Below are 24219 nucleotides of genomic sequence, written 5' to 3'. Positions count from 1 at the left end.
CATGACCGCGCGCACCGCCTTCTGGACCACCCTGACCGAACCGCTGATCCGGCAAAACCCGGTGACACTGCAAATTCTGGGCATCTGTTCGGCGCTGGCGGTGACGACGTCGCTGGCCACGGCGTTGACCATGTCGGTGTCGCTGACCGTGGTGCTGACCCTGGCGGCGGGCGTGATCAGCCTGATCCGGCGGCACATTCCTGACACGATCCGCCTGATCGTGCAGATCGTCATCGTCGCTTCGCTGGTGATTGTCATCGACCAGATCCTGCAAGCCTATTTCGCGCAGATCAGCCGCGCCCTGTCCGTCTATGTCGGGCTGATCACCACGAACTGTCTGGTTCTTGGCCGCACCGAAGCCTATGCGCGCTACCACCCGCCGCTGCCATCCATGGTCGATGCGTTCGGCAATGGGCTTGGCTATTCGTTGGTGCTGATCATCATCGGTGCGATCCGCGAGTTGTTCGGACGCGGGCAGTTGTTCGGCCATCAAGTGCTTCCGCTGGCCGATGCAGGCGGCTGGTTCACGCCGCTCAGCCTGATGTTGCTGGCACCATCCGCCTTCTTCCTGCTGGGCGGTCTTGTCTGGGCGGTCAGGTCGGTGCGCCCTGAACAGGCCGAAGCGCCCGAATTTGCGCCTCCCTCACGACCGGAGGCGGCAGAATGACCGACGCCTGGTCCTTTTTCCTGTTCGCGGCCTTCGTCGACAACATGCCGCTGACGCTGTTTCTGGGCCTGTGCACCTTTCTTGCCCTGTCGCGCCGCACCGAAAGCGCCATCGGCCTGGGCATTGCGATGACCGGGGTGCTGGGGGTGACGGTGCCCCTGAACCATCTGATTTATCAGGGATTGCTTGCACCTGGCGCCTGGGCCTGGGCTGGGCAACCCGATCTTGACCTGTCTTATCTATCGCTGATTGCCTTTATCGGCGTGATTGCGGCGACCGTGCAGCTTCTGGAAATGCTGCTGGACCGGTTCTTTCCCGCCATTCACGCCGCGTTCGGAGTGTTCCTGCCGCTGCTGACCGTGCAATGTGCGATCCTTGCCGGAAGCCTGTTCATGGTCGAGCGGAATTATACGCTGGGCCAGTCCGCGATCTTCGGGTTGGGCAGTGGCGTTGGGTTTGCGGTGGCCGTGGTGATGCTCAGCGCGATCCGCACGCGCCTTGCCTATGCCGACCTGCCCGCAGGCCTGCGGGGGCTTGGCATCGCGTTCATCCTGACGGGGCTGATGTCGCTGGGCTTTGCTTCCTTTGCACAAATGGCGGCCGCACAATGAACGAGATCGTCCTTGGCAGCCTGATCATCGCGGCCCTTGTGGTCGGCCTGGCCATCGGGCTTCTGTTGGCGCGCAGCCGGTTGGTTCCGACAGGGACGATCGAGGTCACAGTGAATGACGGCATGATCCTGAACGCGCCGCGGGGGGCCAAGCTGCTGGGCGTTCTGCATGATGCGGATATTCGCATTCCTGCGGCCTGCGGCGGGTCCGGCACCTGCGGGCTGTGTCGCGTGACGGTGACCGGTGACGGGGCGGGCGAGCCGCAATCGACGGAACGCGGTGTTCTGTCACCCAAGGACCGGCGCGCGCATGTGCGCCTGGCCTGTCAGACGACATTGCGCGGCGATTGCGCGGTGCATGTGCCCGATGACATCCTGAGCGCTGGGGGCGGCGTGACGTGCAAGGTTGCCTCGACCCGGATGCTGGCCCCGCTGATCCGTGAAATCGTGGTCGACTTGCCAGACGATCACCCGACTGCGTTCCGTGCGGGTGACTTCATGCAAATCACCGCGCCACCCTATCAGCTTGATTTTGCAACGCTGGAGCTTGCCCCTCAGTTCGAAGAGGTCTGGCAGATCAACAATTGGCGCGGGCTGAAGGGCGGGTTGGACACCGACGTGACGCGCGCCTATTCGCTGGCCAGCCGACCCGAAGATGCGGGGCGCGCGGTTTTCAACATCCGGCTCGCCGTGCCGCCTGCCGGGCGCGAGGACGACGTGCCGCCCGGCATCGTCTCGTCCTGGCTGTTTTCGCTGAAACCTGACGACACGGTCAATCTGTCCGGCCCATTCGGAGAGTTTCACGTTCAGCCGACCACGCGCGAGATGGTCTTTATCGGCGGTGGCGTCGGCATGGCCCCGTTGCGCGCAATGATCCATCAGGAACTGGGGCGCGGCACGACACGGCGGATCCGTTACTTCTATGGTGCGCGCACGGCGGCTGATCTGTTCTATACCGAAGAGTTTGAAGCCCTTGCCACGGACCACGCCAATTTTAGCTGGACCCCCGCCCTGTCGGATCCGGCTCCGGGTGATCGCTGGACCGGTGCGACGGGTTTCATCCACGAAACATTGAACGCCGAGATGCGCGCCCATCCCGCCCCCGAGGATTGCGAATACTATCTGTGCGGCCCGCCCGTCATGATCTCGGCCGTGTTGGGCACGCTGGAACGGCTGGGGGTCGAGCCCGGGTCAATCTTCTTTGACGATTTCGGGGGATAGGGCATGATTTGGCACCGACGCTTCTTGGCCCTATCATCGCAACCAGGCTACCCGCAGGCGGGTGCTGCCAGATAAGGATAGGTGGACATGGAAATCTTGTTTGCGATCGCCATCTTCGGTCTTGCCGCCGTGGGGCTTGGGCTGGGCCTGACCTTCGGGCGCGATCCGGTGCGCACGAGCTGTGGCGCAGCGGCAGGTTTGCGTGAAGGGCGCTGTGCAGACTGTCCGCTGCGTCACGCAGACACAGCCGGGGCCGACCAATGAGCACCCATCGCATCGCGTCGATCATGCGCCGCGACAGTCCCACCCTGACACCGGACATGCCCATCAGGCGCGCGGTTGCCACTTTGCTGGAGGCCAAAGCCGCCGCCGCCCCGGTGCTGGGTGACGATGGGCGGATGATCGGGATCCTGACCCAGAAGGACTGTTTTCGCCCGGCCCTGCATGCCAGTTACCATCAGGAATGGAGCGGGCAGGTGGCCGACCAGATGTCGCGCGATGTCGTCAGCGTTCAGGCCAGCGACGATGTGATCCGTGTCGCCGAGATGTTCCTGTCCCACCCGCACCGTGTTTTCCCGGTGGTGGACGGGGCGGCGCTGGTGGGGATCGTGCACCGTTCGGACGTGTTGTCGCTGCTTCTGCGCGAAGGATGATGCCGCCCGCCTGGGCTTGGCAGGTTCCTGGCCAATGCGCGTGGTCAGGCCATCGCTTTCTGTTCCTGTCCTCCGCCGAATCCGATACTGCTGTTTCATGGATATCGTAATCGTTTGCGCGGTCATCGCGTCGCTTTTTCTGGTTATTGGTGCGGCCGAGCCGCTGGCGTCACGGCTTCGCCTGCCGTTCACCGTCATCCTTGCCATACTCGGCATTCTTATCGGGCTGGCCGCGACCTTTTTTCTGCGGACCGACCTGACGGATGCCCTGAATCCCGTCGCCGAGGCGATCCTGGGCCTGCCCATCCGGTCGAATGTGTTCCTGTATGTGTTTCTGCCAACGCTCCTGTTTCAGGCGACGTTGGGCATGAATCTGCGCCGGATGCTGGATGACTGGGTGCCGATCATGGTGCTGGCGGTGGTTGCAGTGGTCGTGGCGACGCTTTCCGTGGGTTATGCACTGTCCTGGGTCAGCACCTTGCCGCTGGCAGCCTGCCTGTTGATCGGGGCCATCGTGTCGACAACCGATCCGTCAGCGGTCGTTTCGATCTTTCGGTCGATTTCGGCGCCCCGTCGCCTGTCCCGTATCATCGAGGGCGAAAGCCTTTTGAACGATGCCGCTGCCATTGCGCTGTTCGGTCTGTTCATGGGGTTCGTCATGCTGGGCATGCCGGACCCCGAGTTGGGCGCGGCACTCAGTCAGTTTCCGGTGCTGATTGCCGGAGGGGCCATCAGCGGTTGGTTGGCAGCGCGCGGGGCGATCTGGCTGATGACGCTTTTCAGCGCGCATGAACTGGCGATCATCTCGGTCTCGGTCGCCCTGCCATATCTTGCCTATATCGGGTCCGAACAGATCATCGGGGCGTCGGGCGTCATCGCCGTGGTTGCAGCGGGACTGACCCTGAACCTGGCCGGGCCGGGTCGTGTACCGCCGCAGGCGTGGAACTATCTGGGCGAGGTCTGGAACCTGCTGGCCCACTGGGCCGGGGCGCTGATCTTCATCCTGGCTGCGCTGCTGATCCCCAGATTGCTGGAAGGGGTCCGGTTCAGCGATTTCATTCTGATCGGCGTCATTGTCATCGCGGCCCTGGCCGCCCGTGCCGTGGTGTTGTTCGGCCTGTTGCCTCTGCTGACCCTGTTGCGACTGTCACCGCACGTCGAACGCCCCTACCGAACCGCGATCCTGTGGGGCGGGTTGCGTGGCGCGGTCACGCTGGCGCTGGCGCTTGCCGTGACCGAAAGCCTGCGCGTACCGGTCGAGGTCAAGCGCCTTGTGGGCATACTTGCCACCGGGTTCACCTTGTTCACGTTGCTGGTGCAGGGCACCACACTTCGGTCCGTCATTGGCAGGCTGGGGCTGGATCGCCTGTCCCCGATTGACGAGGCAATGTCGCGGCAGGTGGTTGCCGTCGCCCTGCAAACCGTCCGCGAAGACGTGGCGCGCACCACCGAAGATTACGCCCTGACCCATGAGGTCGTGCGATCAGAGGCGAAAGCCTTTGGCGAACGTCTGGAAAAAGCGGTCAGGGATACCGAAGCCGCGGACGACATTCTGGATCGCGACCGGATCACTCTGGGTCTGATTGCGCTAGCAGGTTTTGAACGTGACATGATCCTGGCGCGGGTGCGCGAGCGTACGATTTCGGCCCGGATGGCAGAGCAGACGCTCTTGGATGCCGACCGGTTGATTGAAGGCGCGCGGACGGGTGGGCGCAGTGGCTATCAACGGGCGGCGCGCAGGTCGGTGGCCTATGGGCGCGGCTTTCGGGTTGCGGGGCTGCTGCACCGGCGGTTGGGCCTGTCCGGCCCGTTGGTGCGTCTGACCGCGGACCGGTTCGAACGTCTGTTGTCGCAGCGCCTGACGTTGCGTGACCTCGACGCCTTCATCGAGGGCCGCATCCGCCGCATCCATGGCCGCCGTGTCGCCGAGTTGCTGCTGGAGCTTCTGGGGCGGCGGATCGAGATGGTCGAAACCGCGCTTGACGGTCTGCGGCTTCAGTATCCCGGCTATGCCGAAGAGCTGGAACGCCGTTTCATCCGGCGCACCGCCCTTCGGTTTGAGGAACGAGAATACACAGCCATCCGCGAAGACGGGCTGATCGGGGCCGAGGTTTACACCACCCTGATGCAAGATCTCTCAGCCCGCCGCGCGCTGGCCGAGGGTCGGCCGCCCTTGGACTTTGCCATGCGCCGGTTCGAACTGGTTCGGCAGTTTCCCTTGTTCGCGGATCTGGACGACAAAACCGCACGGCGGCTTGGTCGCGCGTTGAAGCACCAATATGTGGATGCCGGCAACATCGTCTTGCGCAAGGACGGGGTGGTGAAAGGCGTGTTCTTCATCGCCTCGGGCGCGGTGGAACTGGAAAGCGCCGGGCAGACTTGGCGTCTTGGCCGCGGTGAAATGTTCGGTCAGATCGCCATCCTGATGAAACACGCCCGCCGCGCCGAGGTCCGTGCCATCGCACCCACGACGCTTTTGGTCCTGGATCAGGCACGATTCCGTTCGCTTCTGAAACGCAGCGCGTCATTGCGGGCGGCTGTTCGTTCCAGCGCCGAAAAACGTGGCATCGACCCCGATGCATTGCTGTCCGACAAGCCCGCTGACCCCTGAAAAGCAGGGCACGCTGTGGGGTCTGTGTCAGAATATAGCCGCTTTCCTGTCCCGCTGGCTGCGCCGCTATCGCAAAGAACTGGTAGCCTGGTTTCTTGCACCCTGCCTTGGCTGAACAAACAATACCATCGACCTCATCGCGCAAACCCATTGCCGAAAATTTAACAAGGTCCGGGCCCGGTATGGTGACCGATGTCAGCATCGCGCGGTAAAGTTCGAGGCTCTGAAAATCTACATAACCCCTTCGCGTTTGCAACCTGGCGATCGGCAATCGCAAGTTGTTTCGTCGTCAGTCTTCAGGCATGTCTGACGCTTTGACACTGCACAGCATCACCGTCATACTCGGATCAGCGTCTAGGTCTTCGGGCATGTAAGTCAGGCAGCAAGCCGCCCCGCGCGGAAGGCGGCTGTGGTGTGATGTATGAATTGTAACAAGCGATTTGAGTGGCTTAGATTGAAATCCACCTGAAAGGGGCCAAGTTTACGTAGAAGCGATCGCGACCTGGCCCGACTTGTCCGCAAACCTAAGGCGGTGCATCCAACCTCATTCAGGCTCTGAAGTATCGTGTGCTGTCAAATGATGGCCAGTCGCACAGTAAGGAGATTCGAAATGTATGCACCATCGGACTTTACAGTGGCAGGGCAGGTCGCGCTTGTGACGGGGGCGGCTGCGGGTATCGGAAAAGCCATCGCCCTGACACTGGGCAAAGCGGGTGCGTCGGTCATGGCCAGCGATCTGGACGAAGCTGCGGCGGAAAAAGTTGCCGCCGAGATCGAAGCGCAGGGTGGCAAGGCGCGTGCCATCACGTGCGACGTGACAAAAGAAACTGATCTGGCCGCCGCGGTTGATCGAACTGTCGAGGCATTTGGCAAGCTCACCATCCTGGTCAGCAACGCAGGTGGGGGCGGCCCCAAGCCGTTCGACATGCCGATGGACGACTTTCGCCGTGCTTATGATCTGAATGTCTTTTCCCTGTTCCGCCTTGCACAGCTCGCGGCCCCGGAAATGGAGAAAGCCGGCGGCGGCGCGATGCTGGCCATCACGTCCATGGCTGGCGAGAACAAGAACCAGCGCATGGCCTCCTACGGCTCGTCCAAGGCGGCGACAAACCATTTGATCCGCAACATTGCTTTCGATCTGGGGCCGAAAGGCATTCGCGTGAACGGTGTGGCCCCCGGTGCGACACGCACCGATGCGCTGGAAAGCGTGCTGAACGACGAGATCGAGGGCAAAATGCTTGCCCATACGCCTATCAAACGGTTGGGAGAACCACAGGATATGGCCAATGCCGCGCTATTTCTGTGCTCGCCCGCGGCCAGCTGGATCAGCGGTCAGATCTTAACCGTTTCGGGCGGTGGCGTTCAGGAATTAGACTAGGAGATTTGGTTATGACAAAGAAGTTTTTGCCTGCGGCCATCGCCGCCGCGCTTACGTTTGGAGGACCGGCCATGGCGCAAGATGCTTTGAACGCAACGGAGTCAAACCCGGTCACGATGGGCTGGATGCAGGGGTTCCCACCCGCAGCCGACAAGACGATCCGGTTCACCGACCCTGATTACTTCGCCTTTCCCAAGCTGCGCTGGACGGTCTGCCATTTCCGCGAATTGATGCCAACGGTTGCGGTGCCCACCGCGCCGGGTGATGTGACAGCTTTGCCAACGGCCCTGGACCCGAACATCGACAATGTAACCTTCACCCCGCTGGGTGGCGAAGGTCAGATGACGTGGAACGACGCCTTTGACGCCAACTATACCGACGGGCTGCTGGTGCTGCACAAGGGGCGCATCGTCTATGAACGCTATGACGGGTGTCTGGATGAGCATACGTTGCACGGGGCGATGTCGGTCACAAAAAGCCTGACGGGGCTTATGGCCGAGGTTCTGGTGGCCGAAGGTCAGGTCGACGAAACAGCCCAAATGGCGGATCTGATCCCCGAACTGGGCGGCAATGCCTTCGGCAGTGCCACCGTGCAACAGGTTCTGGAAATGACCACCGCACTGGATTACTCGGAAGATTATGCCGACCCCGACGCCGAGGTCTGGACCTATGCAGCCCCCTGCCCAAACCCGAGGGCTATACCGGGCCGCGCAGCTATTTCGAGTATCTGCAAACCGTCGAACAGGACGGGACGCATGGCGAGGTCTTTGGATACAAGACGGTGAACTCGGACGTGGCCGGGTGGCTGATCGCACGCACAACCGGCGTGTCGGCAGCGCAGTATTTGTCAAACCGTATCTGGTCGCGCATCGGCACGGAACGCGAGGCGTTCTATACCGTGGACAGCATCGGCACGCCCTTCGCTGGCGGCGGCTTCAATGCCGTTTTGCGGGATATGGGGCGTCTTGGTCAGCTTGTCTTGCAAAACGGTGAATGGAATGGCGAACAGGTCATTCCCTCTGCCGCGATTGACCGCATCCGGCAGGGTGGAAACAAGGATGCCTTTGCCGCTGCGGGCTATGATCTGCTGCCGGGGTGGAGCTATCGCGGCATGTGGTGGGTCAGCCACAATGACAATGGCGCCTTCGCGGCGCGCGGTGTGCACGGGCAGACCATCTATGTCGATCCGACGGCTGATATGGTGATCGCGCGTTTTGCCTCGCATCCGGTCGCGGGCAACGCGGCCAACGATCCGACTTCCCTGCCAGCCTATCAGGCTGTCGCGGATTATCTGATGCAACAATCCGCGAACCCCACGCTGGTGGGGCAGGCCTGGCATGTCGAAGACATCAACGGTGGGGGCGTGATCGACAACAGCGATGCTCACTTGCTGTTCATGGCGGACGGATCCCTTGCCGGAAACGCGACCTGCAACCGGCTGGTCGGCAGTTATGAAGAGACAGATGGCGCCTTGTCGATTGGCCAGACCGGAGCCACGATGATGGCGTGTCCCTCTGCGCTGGAAGAACAGGAGCGCACGCTGCTGGCAATCCTTGAAGGCGTGACCGGCTATCGCATTGATGACACCGGCACCCTGATCCTGAAGACGGCCGACGGCGCGACCATCACCGCGCGGCGGCGCTGACAGAGGGATGCGTGACATGGACACAATGCTGGAAATGATTGCCCGCAACTGGTGGGTGTTTCTGTTGCGGGGTGTGGCGGCGATATTGTTCGGTCTCGCCGCCTTTTTCTGGCCAGAGCTGAGCATTACGGTTCTGGTTTTGATGTTCGGCGCGTTCATCCTGGTTGACGGGGTGTTCGGACTGATCGAGGCCTTGGGTCAACGCGGCAGCGATCGCTGGGCATACCTTGCCCTCGAGGCAGCTTTGGGCATCATCGTCGGTGTGTTGACGCTTCTCATGCCCGGGGTCACGGCCGTTGTCTTGCTGGCCTTCGTTGCAGCGTGGTCGATCCTTGGCGGCGGCTTGCGGATTGCCGCTGCGATCAAGCTGCGCAATCACATCGAAGGCGAATGGGTCCTGATCGTGAGCGGTGTACTGTCGATCCTGTTCGGTCTCGCCATTCTGTTCCTGCCGCATGCTGGCCTGGTCTCGATCGCCTGGATCATCGGGTTCTGGGCCATCGTCGTCGGGACATTGTTTGTCCTGTCAGGATTCAGACTTCGGAAAATTGCTCCATGATGAAGGCGGCTCCTCTCTTCTTGCAGGCAGGTCTTTGGGGGCTGTTGGCGAGCGGGGTATTGGTGGTGTGCTGGTCATGTGTTTTGTTTGCGACCATGGAATGAAAGGATTTCAAGATGAGTGAGGCAAGAAACCCGGCAGGCAAGATTGCGGCGATCGTGGTCGTCCTTCTGGTCGTTTTGGTGGCGATTTATGCGATGTCCGACAAGATGGCCCCGTCATCCTCGCGCGGAATTGTCTCTGCCCATGTGGTACAGATTGCACCGCGTGTGTCGGGCGAAATCACGCAGGTGCATGTTGAGGATGACGCCGTTGTTCAAGCCGGCGATGCACTGTTTTCTCTGGACAAACGGCCCTTCGAACTGGCCGTGCAACAGGCCGAGGCCAACCTGACATCCACGATACAGAACATCGACGCCTCCAGCGCGTCCCTGTTGGCAGCGCAGGCGGCGGTCACGCAGGCGCGCACGGCACTCGAGACAACGCAGGCGCAAGCTGAACGCACCTTCCGGCTGGAAGAGCGTGGCATCGCGTCAAATGCGCAGGGCGACACGGCCCGAGGCCAGGTTTCAGATGCCGAGGCGCGCCTGGCGACGGCGGAAGCAAATCTTGAAAGCGCACGCACCCAGTTGGGTCCGCAAGGCGAAGGCAATCCCGCAATTGCCGCCGCAGAGGCGCAATTGGAGCGCGCCCAGTATGATCTGGCCTCATCCACTGTCACCGCACCGCATTTCGGGGTCGTCACCAACGTCTTGCTGTCAGAAGGCCAATTTGTCGGGGCGGGCAACCCGGCCCTGACTTTCATTGATGCGGATGCGGCATGGATCACCGTCGATCTGCGCGAAAACCAGCTTCAGAATATCGAGGCAGGCGATACCGTCGGCCTACTGTTTGACGCCGTGCCGGGGCAGATTTTCGACGGTCGCGTGCAAAGCATCGCCTGGGGCATAAACCCCGGTCGCAATATGCAGGGTGGGCTTGTCGTCAACCAGCCGTCCAACCGCTGGTTCGAGCCAGCCCGCCGCATCCCCGTGCGGATCGAATTGCAGGGCGGGCTGGACAGCTGGCCCGCGCAAGTCCGGGTCGGGGGCAAGGTGCATGCGGTTGTTTACGCGTCTGGCACCGGCAATCCGATAGCCTGGATCGCCGGTGCGCTGCAACGGGTGCGGTCGATCACCAGCTATCTGCACTGAGGGCGCGCCATGTATGTCACGCCCCGTCCGGACGTTCAGGAAGATCCGCTCTATGCGGTCAGGCTTGGTTTGACCGGAATGCTGGCTTTTGCCGCCATCCCGATCCTCAACCCTGCGTTGCCGCCGATCATCGCCGCGCTTCCGCTTGGCCTGATCGCCGCACAGCGCAAGGCGTTCAACCCGGGCAAGGTGCTGGCTGCGCCTGTCGTAATGATCGTGATGGTCTATGCGATGACATGGTTCGTGGAACAGTTGCGCCCGATGCCGCTGGTGTATGTCGGGTCGATGTGGCTGATCTACTTTGCTGCCTTTCGGATGATCCTGAAAACCGGCGCGCCCTTGGGGATGTTGATCATTATCGTCGCTCTCCTGATGTCTATCATGGGCATGCATGGCACGGCAACGCTTGAGACCATGCGCGACGGCTTTGCGCAGGCGTCACTCGTCGCTTTCGTGATCGGACCTCTGGTTTATCTTCTGCTGCCCGCGCGCACGCGCGAGCGCCACGTTGACGAACCCATTCCCACAGATGGCCGGATCGAGACAGGTGCAGCCATCCGCGCGACCGTTCTGCTGGGCCTCAGCTTCTGGCTTTATGCGGTGATGCAGCCGTCCGACATGATGATGGCGATGGTTGCGGCGATGGTACTGGTTTTCCCAACAGGCAGGCGCGTCTGGGACGAGGCGTTCCAACGGGTTCGTGCTACTCTCTACGGTGCCGCGATTGCCCTGATCGTGCTGTGGCTGTTCACGTTCTCGCAGCACTTGCCCATTGTCCTTGGCCTGATCTTTCTGTCCGGGCTGTTTCTGGGCAGCAAGATGCTGAGCGGGCCGCACCCCAGCATGGTCTATCAATACGCCTTCTCGGTCGTGCTGGCGTTGGTCGCGGGCGCGTTGTCGACGCAGGATCCGGCCTATGCCAGTTTCACGCGCATCGTTCTGACAATGGCCGGGGCGTTCACGGCGGCGTTCTGCGTTGCCATGCTTGACAGTCTGACCAAATGGCGCGGCAACCCCTTGGTCACAACGGCACCCAGCTAGAACGCGCAGATGACGTACCTTTCACGCATCGGTATCTACACGCTGCCCCTTTTCCTGGGGCTTCTCTTTCTTGCCGCTTCGCTGACACCGACCCTGATCCCGCGCAACTGGCTGGTTCAGGGTGTGTTGGGGGGGCTGGTGATGGCTCTGGGGTATCTGATCGGCCGCGCCTTCGTGTCACTGTGGCGATTGCTTGAACTGCCTGAACCTGGCGGGCGCACAGCCCTCATCGCAAGGCTGATCGTAGGTGTTCCGGTAGGAATGGTGTTGTGCCTGTGCCTTATCTCGGCACGCGGATGGCAAAACGGCATCCGCGAACGAATGGGCGTGGACCTGGTCGAGACAGCCCATACGGTTCAGATGCTGGCGCTTGCCCTTGTTGTCTTCGCAGCTCTGGTGCTTGTCGGCTATACCCTTCAATGGATCTTCGATCGCGTTCGGTTTCGGCTCTACCGATACATGCCGCCGCGCACCGCGAACGTGGCGGGCTTTCTGCTGACAGCACTGCTGCTGCTCATCGCGACACGCGATGGTGTATTGGACCGTGTGATTGAAGGGTTGGACGATTCCGTGACGCTGGCCCAGAAGCTCTTTGCCGATGCGCCGCCCCCGCCAACAGACGAGAACTTGACCGGTGGTGCGGCATCCCTGGTTGATTGGGGCGCCCTTGGGCAACCGGGCCGTGACTATGTGCTGACGGGACCGGATGCAGCCGACATCGCGGCCTTCACCGGGCGGGATGCACTTCGGCCCATCCGCGTTTATGTGGGTCGTGCGCAGGCGGACGATCCGCAAGAGCGCGCGGATATCGCGCTGGCAGAGTTGATCCGACAGGGCGGGTTTGACCGCGAAATCCTGATCGTAGCCATGCCCACCGGCACGGGTTGGATGGATCCCGGCGCGGTTGATACCGTTGAATACATGCACGGTGGCGACATCGCGACGGTCACGGTGCAGTATTCCTATCTGCAATCACCGCTTGCCCTTATTCTGGAAACCCGCTCGGGCCTTGATCAGGCCGAGGCGCTGATTGACACGATACACAAATACTGGCGCGATCTGCCCAAGGACGCTCGCCCTCGCCTCTATATTCATGGTCTGAGCCTTGGGGCGTGGTCGTCAATGCACGGGACCGATCTGTTCGCGCTGCTCGACGATCCGATTGACGGCGCGCTTTGGGCCGGGCCGCCTTTTCCGTCCGCAAAGTGGCAAAGCATCGTTGCCTCGCGTGATATCGACAGTCCGGCGATTGCCCCTGTCCTTGGCGACGGTCGGCTTGTGCGGTTTGCATCGCATACGGTTGATGCAGGTGGCCCGGAGGGCTGGGGCGACATGCGGATCGTTTATCTGCAATATTCCAGCGATCCGATTGTCTTCTTCACCTCCAGTTCACTGTTCCGCGCCCCGGAATGGATGCGCGAACCGCCCGGGCCTGACGTCTCTCCGAAGATGCGCTTCATGCCCCTCGTGACGCAATTCCAGTTGGCGGTTGATATGGCCCTGGCAAACACAGCACCTGAAGGGCACGGTCATGCCTATTACGGACCCGACTATGTCGGACCATGGGTCGCAGTCACAGATCCGGCGGAATGGACAGATGACGACACGGCTCGCTTGAAGCGCCTCTGCGATGGAGGATTCGACCAAGGCTGCGTTCGCAAATAAGCAGGCAATGTGGGCGGGCCAAAGCTGGGGCGGGTGTCGAAAGAGCCCATAGCAGACATGGCGTATCGTGCTGCGTGGGGAACGATCAGTTCCAGGCAAGAGCGATGCCGCTTTTTTTGGAACCAGCCGGTTTCTCGACAATAGCGTTAAATCCCGCTTTGCCGGAAAGCCCCCAACCTGTCCGGTTTACTCAGGAAGCGGCGCCGTGTCGGAACACCTTCGAAGCCTTCGAGCGGGCAATCGCACGCCAAGCGGCCCTGTGCTTTGATGCTGTATTTGCCAAAGGTTCCCTCACCGCCACGAAAGAGTGGTGGTGCGGTCATCACGTCTAGTGACCGTCCAGAAAATCCATCACCACGTCGAGCGTTTCGTTCCAGTGTTCGTCGGTCTGAGAATAAATGTGATTGTCCGAGGCGATTTCGCGAAAGATGGCACCCGGGATTGCCTGCGCCACGCGCCTTCCGTGCGAAATCGGGATCGCGGTATCGCCGGATGCATGGAGCACAAGCGTCGGCAGGTCCAGAGCGCGAAGGTCATTTCGGAAATCATAATCAGAGATCGCCTCGATCAGCCTTACCGACATCCGGGCGGAAATCGTTTGCCTGAGATAGCTATCCAACCAACGGGCATCTGCGGGCGAAGGCTTCGCCAGGACGGCATTGACGGTCAGCCGGCGAAATGTCGGTTCCTCGGCGTCCCAGCCAAGCCGGGCGACCGCCATAATCGCCTCGGTACGGTCAGTCATATCTTCCCAGCCCGCACCACGCCAGCCGGTCGCCGACGCCCCATAAAGGGCCAGGCGTTCAATTCGACCGGGGTTTCTTCCTAGGTATTCAAGGGCGGTCGGGCAGCCGTGGGCCATCGTGAACATCGCGAACCGGTCCAGTCCGGCGGCGTTGACGACAGCTTCAAGATCGCACGCAAGGTCTTGCAGCGTCAGCTGATCGATATCGCGTTGCGACTGCCCCATGCCACGATGGTCAAATTGGATCAGGGTGAAACGTTCGGAAAGTGCGCGGACAATTTCATTCGAAAACGGGTTTTTGTGATCAAGCCCCAGATTGCCAAGCCAGCGCACCGCGGCGACCAGGGGCGGGCCTGATCCGATACGTGACCAGGCAATACGCGCACCATCCTTTGTGGTCGTCGTTTCAATCGGGTATTGCGCGGGGCCGCCGTCGCCCGGTTCGGCCTGCACTGTGTTCCGGTCCGCAGATCCGCTTCCTTTCAACCCCGCGTGCTTCAAGGCACTCGCATACGCCTTGCCAAGACCTGAGCGAAAGGGCTGGCGATCAATCGCCACATCGACGTCATGCTGCGGCAGAAGTTTCATCAGATGCTCCGACGCGCGCCGCGCTTCGACAAGCCTTCCGAGACAGGCGAGCGACGCGCATTTCATCCGGTGTCCCGAAGGATGCCTGGGGCTGAGTGCGATCAACTCCCGCGCGGATTCAAGTGCTCCTGCAAAGTCGCCAAGACCGAATTGCGCGACACCGCGGCCGGTAAGCCATAGCCCCCGGCGCCGATCGCTTGGGCTGAGTTCCATGGCCCGATCAAAGGCCGCCAGGGCTTCTTCGTATCGACCGGAATAGGCGAGGATCCAGGAATGGCAGCCATGCGCCATGCCGGAGGCTGGGTCGACCTCGATCGCGCGGTTGGTATCTACAAGCGCCGCATCAAACCGTCGCAAGGTGAGCTTGCAGATGGCAAGAATGGACCACGCCCAACTGTCGTCCGGTGCCAGTTTCAGCGCACGCTCGGCGTCGCGCGCCGCAGCCCCAAGGGACAGTTCGTCATTGCCCGACCAATCATATTTGTAGTCCCAAAGATGCGTCATCGCGAGGCCAGCGTGAATGCGCCCCGACCCGGGTTCAAGAGCCAAGGCGCGTTCGAAATGGGCACGGGCATCGGCGTTCGCGGCCTTGTGCGGTGCCGCGATCAGGTGCTGACCCAGAACGAATTCCTGCCAGGCAGATCGCACTTCGGGATCAATAGCGTCTGCCTTGACGCGCTCGGCCTCGATCAATTCAGGCTGCACCGTTGCCGTCACGATGGTCGAAATCTTGTCCAGCAGATCAAACAGCCCGGTGTATTTCAAATCATGACGGGACACGTGGATATGCAGCGCGGATTCCGCGTCAGTCAACTGGATGTGCAAACGGATGTCGTCGCCATCGCGAAGAATACCGCCTTCGACGACATAGCCGGCACCCAGCAGCTTGAAAGGATGACGGGCCTCGGCCGGCAATTCCAGGTAGGTGCGCACACGGTTTCGGGCGATCAGCGGGAACCACCGCGACCGCGCCAGTGCTGCAATAACCTCTTCCGTCACGCCTTCGCTTAACCCGATTGCGTCCGGCGTCTCTCCGACAATTTCGAAGGGAAGAACCATGATTGCCGGCGCACCCTTGACACGGGGCTTCGCCTTGCCAGAGGCGTCGCGCATGGCCTCGCCAATAACCTCGGGGCCTTCAAGTTCCTGCACATCGGCGCGGAACACGAAGCCCCGGCCGTGCCGGGTTGCAATGATACGTTGTTCCTCACCGCTGTCGCCGACAAGCCGCCGTGCGCTGCGGACCAGCGTCGACAGCGCGGCATCCGAGACGACCCGGTCCGGCCAGAAGGTCTGGTGAAGTGCTTCTTTCGAAACCAGTTGTCCCCGATTCCGGATCATGTGGATCAGAAATTCCAGCGCCTGTGGCTCGGCCTCGATCGGCCCTTCGGGGCCGACGAGCCGAAACCGTTCCGTGTCGACGGTGAAATTCTCGAATGCGTAAATCATCGCTCATCATTGAAAGGGCGCAGACCGAAAAACGGGTTCCATACCGAAAATACCAGAAACCAGATGGGATTCCTCAGAAAACCCTCAGAACCTCGTCAAGCTTCGCTGAACAGGACCATTTAGGTCTATCTCGCGGCGTGCCGCAAGATTGATCAGAACGGAGAAACTTTATGAAGCGTATTATCGCCATCTTTGCGCTCGCGGCAAATATCGCGACGCCGGTCCTTGCGGAAGAACACCGCGTGACCATCCGAAATATGGCCTTCAAACCGAAGAGCCTCGACGTTGTCGCGGGCGATACCATCGTGTTCGTGAATGCCGGACGGGCGCCACACACAGCCACCGCCAGCAGCGGCGCTTTCGATACCGGTCGTATTCGGCCCGGTGAAGCGGTCCGCGTCACGATCAACGGGTCCGGGGGCATCGACTATTTCTGCGACTACCACCCGTCGATGCGCGGCCGGATGGCCGTGAACTAACGCAGGGGGTTCGGAATGCAGCCCCTCATGATCCTCGGGCGATCATTCTTACTTGCGACGCGCACAGAATACGCAGCCGCGACCCGTGGCTGCCCGAGCGCCTGCAATTCGTCAACGGCCATTCCGGCCAATCTGTCAAAACAAAGGAACCAAACGTTGAAACACATCCTATCGACAACAGCTTTTCTGTCTCTGCTGTCAGGTATTGCGCTTGCTGACGGGCACGGCAACACCGTCAAGATCGGCGTACTTATGGGCTTCACCGGCCCGGTGGAATCTCTCACTCCTGATATGGCTGCATCTGCCGAACTTGCTTTCGATGAAGTCAACGCTTCGGGTCTGTTCCTTGGCGACCGCCGGATCGAGCCGATCCGCGGTGACAGCACCTGCGCTGATGCTGCCGCCGCAACGGCTGCCGCCGAACGTCTTGTTGGGGACGGGGTCGCGGCCATTGTCGGCGCAGCCTGTTCCGGTGCGACCGGTGCGATCGTCAGCAATGTCGCGGTGCCGAACGGCGTATTGACACTGTCGCCTTCGGCGACCAGCCCCGGTCTGAGCGATATCGACGATCGTGGCTTGTTCTTCCGCACGGCCCCGTCTGACGCGCGCCAGGGCGAGGTTCTTGCCGAGCTTACCAAGGCTCGTGGAATTGACCGGGTCGCCGTCACCTATACCAACAACGACTATGGCCAGGGTCTTGTGGATTCTTTCACGCGCGCCTTCAAGGCGCTTGGTGGCACCGTGACGGTTTCTGTCGCGCATGAAGACGGCAAGGCCGACTATACGGCAGAGGTTTCGACCCTTTCCGCGTCCGACGCATCGGATTTGCTGGTGATCGGATACGTGGATCAGGGCGGACGCCAGATCATCCAGACCGCGCTTGATCTTGGGGCATTCGACCGGTTCATCCTGCCTGACGGGATGATCGGGGATGCGTTGCTGGCGGCACTTGGCAGCCAGCTTGAAGGATCTTTCGGGTCGGTTCCAGGGTCCGACGGCGATGCGTCGGCAGCGTTCGATGCTTTGGCGACGGAAGCCGGGATCACTGGCATCGGACCATTTCGCGGCGAAAGCTATGACGCGGCGGCGCTGATCGCGTTGGCGATGCAGTCGGCAGGCAGTTCCGAACGGGATGCCATTGCCGGCCACGTGTCACGGGTGGCCAATGCGCCCGGGACGCCCATTGGTGTCGGTGAACTGGCCAAGGGTCTGAGGATACTCTCGGAAGGTGGCGATATCGACTATGTTGGCGTCTCCAATGTCGAGTTGGATGAAGGCGGCAACGCCTCGGGCAGCTATCGCGAAATTGAAATCAAGGGAGCGGCTTTTGAAACCCAGCGTGTCTGGTAGCCGCAAACCTCGACGCCCTGCCGGATCATCCGGCGGGGCGGAAAACGGAGATGAAACAGTGACTTATCAGGCCACAATTCACGACACGCCCACGATAGAGCTGCGTCACGCCACAATGTCGGATCGCGAGCTGCTTGAACAGATGAAGGAACTCTCGATCACGGCGCTTCTCGACCCGCTCATGACACCCGAACAAAGGCGTGTGATGAGGCAGATCAGCCCGTTTGACGCTACACTGACCGAAGATAGCACATACTATGTCGCAACCGTGAACGGGCGGATCGCGGCAAGCGGTGGCTGGTCGCGGCGCGCGGCGCTTTACGGCGGCGGTGATCGTCGGGGTTCCGAAATTGCATTTCTTGATCCTGAACGCGATGCGGCAGGTGTTCGTCACATGTACACGCATCCGGATTTCGCCCGGAAGGGCCTTGGTTCACTGGTGTTGTCAACGGCGCTTGCCGCCGCGCGTCTTGCCGGGTTTCGGCGCGCGCAGCTTCTGGCGACCATCGCAGGTGAACGGCTCTATCGGGCGTCGGGATGGCGAACAGAAGAGCGCGTCCTGGTTGGCGCGGATGGCCAAGCGATGGTGCCCGGTTTCCGTATGTCGCGGGCGATCTGATGCTGCACCAGGACGAAGGAGAGTCCGGCAGTGTCTGCGGTGCCTGGGCGAAGCACCCCGCCAGAACCCCAGCGTCACCACCGCTTCGCGGACGCTGCCGATATCGCAGAAAAAGGGAGAAGACTGCCATGATGACCACCTGTCCCGGGTGCAAAGGGCGGTTTGCCAAAACCGATGGCCCCATGCATGACTATCTTTCCGTTTCGGCGGGGTGCTGGGCACGCTTTGGTCAGGCACTTGCTCTGCAATACTCGGACCACCGGTATTGGCGGGCGCATCAGCTTCTTACCGACGCCTACGCGCTGCAACACAGCCGGAACGGCGACCCGCGTGCGATCCGGTCGGCGCATGTGCATCTTGCTGCGCTTTATGCGCAGATTGTACTTGGCCAATCCGAAGCGCGCGTGATTGCCCTGCGACGAACCTTGTCCAAACGAGACTTCAAATGGTCCCAACCGTGGCCCGTTCCAAGCGTTTCCATCGCGGATGTCGATCTTGCCGGGCCCGACCGCCATTTCGCATCGGTCAAGAAACTTGCGCTTGGGGTTCTGTCTGACTGGTCCGGGTTCGAGGGGCTCGCCAAACGGCTCTGTTCGGCCTGAATGGGTTTTTGGCATGTATTTCTTGCACAAGCGGACGGTCAGGCCGTCTGATAACCCGATACGCCAGCAGAAAGGGCGACTCTCCATGACGAACGTTTCAGCCGCCACACCGCGAATGAACCTGACGGGCAGTCTTTGGATGGTTGCGTCGATGGCCGCGTTTTCGTTCGAGGATGCGTTCCTCAAACTTGCGAGTGCCGCCATGCCTGTCTCGCACGTGATGCTCTCGTTCGGATCGCTCGGCATGCTGGTCTTTGCATTGCTCTGCCGGGCGAGACGGCAGTCGATGTTTCCTTCAGATCTGAAACACTTCAGTGTGGTGCTGCGGTTCGGGTTCGAGGTCTTTGGCCGTCTGTTCTTCACCCTGTCGCTGGTTCTGTGCTCGCTCAGTTCCACGGTGGCCATTCTTCAGGCAACGCCGCTTGTCGTGGTCGGTGGCGCGGCACTGGTGTTTCACGAGCGCATTTCTGTCCGGCGCTGGTTGGCAATCTTTGTCGGCTTGTTGGGAGTGTTGCTGATCCTGCGCCCGGCAGCCTCCGACTTCTCGGTCCTGTCCCTGCTCGCCGTGCTGGGCATGCTGGGTCTGGCGTTGCGTGATCTCGCCACGCGGGCTGCGCCGCGAACGATTCCGAATGCGGTTCTGGGTTTCTACAGTTTTGCGTCGATTGTGGTTGCAGGTGTATTCTATGCGATTTGGGAAGGCGTGCCCTATCGGATGCCCGATATCCTGGACCTCCCGGTTCTTGCCGGAGCCGCACTGGCCGGGGCGCTTGGATACATCGCCCTGACCGAAGCCATGCGGACCGGGGACGTATCGGTTGTCACCCCCTTTCGCTACACCCGCCTGGTATGCGGCGCGGTATTTGGTGTCATGTTGTTCGGCGAGACGATTGGCATTGTTGATCTTGCCGGGACCGCCCTGATCGTTGGATCGGGCATGTACGTCCTGTTGCGAGCAAATGGATCGCGGGTGCATGATACGGAAGAGCGGTAAACCTGAACTGCAGAATCTGCGGAAGGTAATGGCGATGGAGTATTGGCCCAGGACATTGAAGAAACCTCGGATGCTCAAACGCGGTGACCGCGTTGCCATTGTAACGCCATCCTGGGGCGGTCCCGCATGTTTTCCGAAACGGTTCGAAGCAGGCAGGAAACATCTTGAGGAGGCATTTGAACTGGAGGTCACCGTGATGCCTCATGCCTGCAAGCCCGCCGCTTGGCTGGATCGAAACCCGCAGGCACGTGCCGAGGACGTGATGCAAGCCTTCGCGGACCCCTCAGTTTCTGCCGTGATCGCCAGCATCGGCGGCGACGATTCCATCCGGTTGCTGCCGCATCTCGATCTGGACATCATTGCACGAAACCCAAAGGTATTTCTTGGGTATTCCGATGCGACTGTTCTTCACTTTGCCTGCCTCAAAGCTGGCGTGACAAGCTTTTACGGGCCGACTGTAATGGCCGGTTTTGCCGAAAATGGCGGCATGCACGCCCTGTCGAAAGAAGCGATCCGGCGGGTTCTGTTTTCAGTCGAAACACCCGGACGTCTTCCCGAGAACACCGAGGGCTGGACGGACGAGCGGCTTGACTGGTCGGTGCCGGAAAACCAGGCGCGCAAGCGCCGGCTGCACCCACCCGTTGCGTCTAGGACCTGGCAAGGTGCGGGCAAGGCGCGTGGGCAGCTGATCGGCGGCTGCGCCGAGGTTCTTGAAATGCTCAAAGGGACCGATCTCTGGCCGCCTCTGGACTACTGGGAGGATGCCATCCTCTTTTACGAAACATCAGAGGAAGCCCCGACACCTTCAACCGTTGCCCGATGGCTGCGCAACTTCGGCGCACAGGGCATCTTGGACCGCATAAGGGGCCTCATCGTCGGGCGTCCCGGCGGTGGCGTGCCTGCGCAACGGCATGACGAATACGGTGCTGCGATTGCGAAAGTTCTGGCCGAGTTCGGGGCAACGCATCTTCCGCTGATTACTCGCCTGGATTTCGGGCACACCGATCCCATGTTCGTCCTGCCATATGGCGTCAATGCTGAACTCAATTGCGACGCTGGAACCGTGTCGTTGCTTGAACCAGCCGTTTCAAACCTTGCAGAAAATCCTGACGAATGGCGATGATGACAGTAACCTGCAGCAACCAGAATGTCCTTATTTTACATGGTCTCGGCGGCACCACAGAAACGATGCGCCCGTTGGCCCATGCGCTGGATGTCCACGGGTTTTCCGCTCATACCGTCACGCTGGCCGAGGCCGACAGGGCACGCGTGAAATCGGGGGGCGCATTGTCCCATATTGGCCTGAACGACCTTTTGGCAGAAGCAAGAACCAAAGCCCTGCACCTCGCAGAATGTGCCCAAGACAAACCACCGATCATCTGTGGCCATTCGAATGGTGCTTTGCTGGGACTGGCGTTGGCAGGTGAAGGACTTGCTTCTCATCTGGTTTTGCTGGCACCGGCCCCGCCTCCATCAATTGCTTCGGGCACGCCGCGCTGGCTGCAAAAGCTGTTCTTCCGGTTATCGCTGGGGCGCAACTGGCGGACAGGCATCGTCCGGTTTGATGAACCTCACCGCATGGACCCTGATCCTCCGACAGATGAAATCAGGCAATCGCTTCTGCCTGACAGCGGCCGCGTACTTGCAGAGGCAATGGATTTGACACCGGGCAACAAGTTCGATCCCGCGCCTCCGCTGCAATGTAGCTGCACCGTGATTGCTGGCGGTCAGGATCGGATCGTTCCTATGAAGGCCGCGCGCGCGATTGCCGAACGTTATTCTGCGGATTTCCACCTTTTCCAAAATGGCGGGCATTGGTTTCCGGCAGAGGCAAAATACAGCGAGCAGATCGCTGAGATCATCGCTTCGCACGCCCGCGTCTCGGACTAGAGGGGGGGTCAGATACAATCGTCTCGGCAACCCGCTGAGAGTATCATGACCCATTTTCAAGAGTATTCAGTTCCTTGCACCGCCCCTGTCGAATAGCGTTGCCTCGCCCCCATCCACGTTCGCCACGTGGCAGATCAGCAGGAACAGGCGGCTTCGCCGTCTGATCTGCAAATCTGCCCTGATTTTCCAGATAGGGAAGTCAGATCAACGCAACAGGCCACATGGGTAAAAACAGGGATTGGGTCACGTTATGACACTTGGGTCAGGTTCGTATGACATTCAACATTGGTGTGGAACGTCACGAACCTTTGACTCTTTTGGCAGCCAAAACCTCAAGAAACAAGAAAATCACATCATTCAATTCTGGCCCAAACGTCAAGCATTTCTGACCCAACACACAGAGCCGCCATTCGTTGAATCAGCGGCGAAGGTGTCGAAAGAGCCCCGGAATGACTGATGCTGCGGCTAATCTGAACGACAGCACTTGCCTTGAAGCGGGCTTTGTAGAACCGCTGCAACAATGCGGAGAGCCAACGGATGTAATCAGATTCTTATTCCTAATCCCTTGAAATGGTCGAAAATTGCATTTTAGCGAGGAAATAACAGCGCTCTGGCGGTCGATAGCAAGTCTTGATTAGTGATCCCATTGCCGACATCCATTGATCAATCCTCATAATCCTACTGTTTTCAGATTGGCGTTTCTTCGCTTGACGCTGAGGCCTGAAGTTCAAGTCGTTGGCCGGCACGTTGGAAATAGCAGTGGCGTCTGAATTGCCAAAACGTAACGACTGAGTCGATCATGATTCCGCCGCCAAACAACAAGGCGATACTCTGAAGATCAGGAACGAAATACCCAACCTGATATGCCAGAAACGCCACGCCGTAGTAGCAGATGCTCACAAATAGCGACTGGTAAAGCATCAAGTCCGTGCGACCGACCCCATAAAAATAGCTGTCGAGTAGATGGTTGAACGCAAACACCCCGTAGAAGAAGAGCATCAGCAAGGCCAGATCGACCACGCGCCCGGCGTCGGACGAGCCCATGGCTGTCGATACGAACCAGCCCCATCCCGGAACCGTGAGCAGCCAAACAAGGATGATTAATCCGGTTGCGATGAAATACCCGACGAAGCGGCTTCCGAGCTTCCCGTCGTTGTTCCCTGCATCTTGGCGTAAGAGCGTCCCAAGCGTTAGAACCGGGAGCAGGAGCCATCCCCAGATAAAGCCGTTGGTCACCCAGAATAGACCGGCCTCCTGCACCTCATTCATCAGTCGCAAAATCATCAACGAAAAGGCGAGGTTTCTAACGCCTGACTCAAGTCCTGACCGCACCGAGACCCGAAACCAGTTCCACATCCATCCCTCTCGACCTGTCCCACGCGGCATGGCAATCACATTAAGTCGATGAAGAATAACAAATGATGGAACGAGTATGATCAAACCGACAACGATGTTGGTTAGAGCCACACCTGTAACCGCGAGATCGAGGGACCACGAATACTGCCCTACTAAGAAGGCATCAAAGCTGATCGTGAACGCGGCGCGTAACATCACGAGGAATAGCACAAGCCTAGACCTCCCAAGCGCGACCAGCACCACGGTGCAAATATCGTTGCAGATCCCGATCATGATCGCGATGGCCTCAAGACGGATGTAACGTGCAGTGAGGGTCTGAAGCTCAGCTTGCTGAGCCATCAGGTCTGTCAGCCGATCTGCGCCAAGCAATATGATGGCAGTCAGAAGCGCATAGGCTATAAAAGTCACCACAAAGGCGCGCGACACTCTTTCTCTGAGGGCCGGCAGATCGCGGATCACTTGCCCAAACAAGAAATAAAGAGGAGCAAGCAGCGCCTCTTGAATGACTTCATATGAAAGGTGTAGCCACATTGATTGAGCGGCGATACTGACACTCCAAATATCCGGAATGCTGTTGATGAAGTAAATTCGGACGGTCGAATAGAGTGTCGGAAAGAAAGCAACAAGGAAGATTGCGCCCCAAAGGCGATAATTCAGCTCAAACAAATCAGAGATGTCCTTTCTCTGTCCGAAGGTACATTTTCTTTGTTCGGACAGCTTTTGACGCAAGCAAAAGTTGAACGCAAGATTGAGTTTTCAAGAACCTAAGTGCTTTTCTTGATAATCCGACCAACGAGGTTTAGACGGCTCATGCTTCCAAAGATGAGCCCAAGCACAGAGAAAACTCGTTGCGTCGAATGACAGCTTTATGGTGTCAGCAGCCGACTATTAAAAGAGGTGCTTA

Annotated in this window: 22 protein-coding genes; 20 read left to right on the top strand and 2 right to left on the bottom strand. The window is 60.0% G+C overall.

The window, feature by feature from the left end; genetic code table 11:
• Nucleotide 1: 1 nt before the first annotated feature.
• From MUY21_RS09235 to MUY21_RS09175, 13 genes are all read left to right on the top strand, one after another.
• Complete coding sequence (locus MUY21_RS09235; protein WP_248410089.1) at nt 2–667, top strand: NADH:ubiquinone reductase (Na(+)-transporting) subunit D; 666 nt, start codon at nt 2–4, stop codon at nt 665–667.
• Nucleotides 664–1278, top strand: a complete 615-nt coding sequence (gene nqrE / locus MUY21_RS09230) for an NADH:ubiquinone reductase (Na(+)-transporting) subunit E (protein ID WP_248410087.1) — start codon at nt 664–666, stop codon at nt 1276–1278. Before MUY21_RS09235 ends, nqrE begins: the two co-directional genes overlap by 4 nt.
• Nucleotides 1275–2498 carry an NADH:ubiquinone reductase (Na(+)-transporting) subunit F gene (nqrF, locus tag MUY21_RS09225; protein WP_248410086.1) on the top strand — a complete coding sequence of 408 codons (1224 nt, stop codon included), beginning with the start codon at nt 1275–1277 and terminating at the stop codon, nt 2496–2498. Before nqrE ends, nqrF begins: the two co-directional genes overlap by 4 nt.
• An 87-nt stretch (nt 2499–2585) precedes the next feature.
• Nucleotides 2586–2762 (top strand): hypothetical protein, encoded by a 177-nt coding sequence (locus MUY21_RS09220; RefSeq protein WP_191287435.1) that lies wholly within the window; start codon nt 2586–2588, stop codon nt 2760–2762.
• Nucleotides 2759–3151, top strand: coding sequence for a CBS domain-containing protein (locus MUY21_RS09215; RefSeq protein WP_248410085.1), 393 nt, complete (start codon nt 2759–2761; stop codon nt 3149–3151). Before MUY21_RS09220 ends, MUY21_RS09215 begins: the two co-directional genes overlap by 4 nt.
• A gap of 97 nt (nt 3152–3248) precedes the next feature.
• Complete coding sequence (locus MUY21_RS09210; RefSeq protein ID WP_248410084.1) at nt 3249–5762, top strand: cation:proton antiporter; 2514 nt, start codon at nt 3249–3251, stop codon at nt 5760–5762.
• A gap of 610 nt (nt 5763–6372) precedes the next feature.
• A complete protein-coding gene (gene hdhA / locus MUY21_RS09205) occupies nt 6373–7140 on the top strand; it encodes a 7-alpha-hydroxysteroid dehydrogenase (RefSeq protein WP_248410082.1) in 768 nt (255 codons plus the stop codon).
• A gap of 11 nt (nt 7141–7151) precedes the next feature.
• Nucleotides 7152–7925, top strand: a complete 774-nt coding sequence (locus tag MUY21_RS09200; RefSeq protein WP_248410081.1) for a serine hydrolase — start codon at nt 7152–7154, stop codon at nt 7923–7925.
• Nucleotides 7820–8785 (top strand): META domain-containing protein, encoded by a 966-nt coding sequence (locus MUY21_RS09195; protein ID WP_348984593.1) that lies wholly within the window; start codon nt 7820–7822, stop codon nt 8783–8785. The genes MUY21_RS09200 and MUY21_RS09195 overlap by 106 nt, the downstream gene beginning before the upstream one ends.
• A gap of 16 nt (nt 8786–8801) precedes the next feature.
• Nucleotides 8802–9344 (top strand): HdeD family acid-resistance protein, encoded by a 543-nt coding sequence (locus MUY21_RS09190; protein WP_248410080.1) that lies wholly within the window; start codon nt 8802–8804, stop codon nt 9342–9344.
• A 116-nt stretch (nt 9345–9460) separates the two neighbouring features.
• A complete protein-coding gene (locus MUY21_RS09185; RefSeq protein WP_248410079.1) occupies nt 9461–10537 on the top strand; it encodes an HlyD family secretion protein in 1077 nt (358 codons plus the stop codon).
• Nucleotides 10538–10546: 9 nt separating this feature from the next.
• Nucleotides 10547–11578 carry an FUSC family protein gene (locus MUY21_RS09180; RefSeq protein ID WP_248410078.1) on the top strand — a complete coding sequence of 344 codons (1032 nt, stop codon included), beginning with the start codon at nt 10547–10549 and terminating at the stop codon, nt 11576–11578.
• 9 nt (nt 11579–11587) lie between these two features.
• Entirely contained in the window at nt 11588–13243 is a 1656-nt protein-coding gene (locus MUY21_RS09175) for an alpha/beta-hydrolase family protein (RefSeq protein WP_248410077.1), read from the top strand.
• Nucleotides 13244–13571: 328 nt separating this feature from the next.
• Here MUY21_RS09175 and MUY21_RS09170 read toward each other — a convergent pair whose 3' ends face one another.
• Nucleotides 13572–16025 (bottom strand): alpha/beta fold hydrolase, encoded by a 2454-nt coding sequence (locus MUY21_RS09170; RefSeq protein ID WP_248410076.1) that lies wholly within the window; start codon nt 16023–16025, stop codon nt 13572–13574.
• A gap of 170 nt (nt 16026–16195) precedes the next feature.
• Here MUY21_RS09170 and MUY21_RS09165 point away from each other — a divergent pair, with 170 nt between their 5' ends.
• The 7 genes from MUY21_RS09165 (at nt 16196) to MUY21_RS09135 (ending at nt 21959) form a co-directional block, all read left to right on the top strand.
• Nucleotides 16196–16504: a cupredoxin domain-containing protein gene (locus MUY21_RS09165; RefSeq protein WP_248410075.1), complete on the top strand. Its 309-nt coding sequence runs from the start codon at nt 16196–16198 to the stop codon at nt 16502–16504.
• Between the two features lie 156 nt (nt 16505–16660).
• The gene (locus MUY21_RS09160) at nt 16661–17854 is read left to right on the top strand and encodes an ABC transporter substrate-binding protein (protein WP_248410074.1); all 1194 of its coding nucleotides are present in this window, start codon (nt 16661–16663) and stop codon (nt 17852–17854) included.
• Nucleotides 17832–18473, top strand: a complete 642-nt coding sequence (locus MUY21_RS09155) for a GNAT family N-acetyltransferase (RefSeq protein ID WP_248410073.1) — start codon at nt 17832–17834, stop codon at nt 18471–18473. Before MUY21_RS09160 ends, MUY21_RS09155 begins: the two co-directional genes overlap by 23 nt.
• A gap of 131 nt (nt 18474–18604) precedes the next feature.
• Nucleotides 18605–19075 carry a DUF5946 family protein gene (locus MUY21_RS09150; RefSeq protein ID WP_248410072.1) on the top strand — a complete coding sequence of 157 codons (471 nt, stop codon included), beginning with the start codon at nt 18605–18607 and terminating at the stop codon, nt 19073–19075.
• 85 nt (nt 19076–19160) lie between these two features.
• Entirely contained in the window at nt 19161–20069 is a 909-nt protein-coding gene (locus MUY21_RS09145) for a DMT family transporter (RefSeq protein ID WP_248410071.1), read from the top strand.
• A complete protein-coding gene (locus MUY21_RS09140) occupies nt 20035–21192 on the top strand; it encodes a S66 peptidase family protein (protein WP_248410070.1) in 1158 nt (385 codons plus the stop codon). Before MUY21_RS09145 ends, MUY21_RS09140 begins: the two co-directional genes overlap by 35 nt.
• Nucleotides 21183–21959 (top strand): alpha/beta fold hydrolase, encoded by a 777-nt coding sequence (locus MUY21_RS09135; protein WP_248410069.1) that lies wholly within the window; start codon nt 21183–21185, stop codon nt 21957–21959. The genes MUY21_RS09140 and MUY21_RS09135 overlap by 10 nt, the downstream gene beginning before the upstream one ends.
• Before the next feature lie 687 nt (nt 21960–22646).
• Here MUY21_RS09135 and MUY21_RS09130 read toward each other — a convergent pair.
• Entirely contained in the window at nt 22647–23981 is a 1335-nt protein-coding gene (locus MUY21_RS09130) for an MATE family Na+-driven efflux transporter (protein WP_248410067.1), read from the bottom strand.
• Nucleotides 23982–24219 lie beyond the last annotated feature (238 nt).

It is taken from the genome of Aliiroseovarius sp. S2029 (assembly GCF_023195575.1).
In the GTDB taxonomy this organism is placed as follows: domain Bacteria; phylum Pseudomonadota; class Alphaproteobacteria; order Rhodobacterales; family Rhodobacteraceae; genus Aliiroseovarius; species Aliiroseovarius zhejiangensis.
This window is presented reverse-complemented; position numbering and strand designations above follow the sequence as displayed.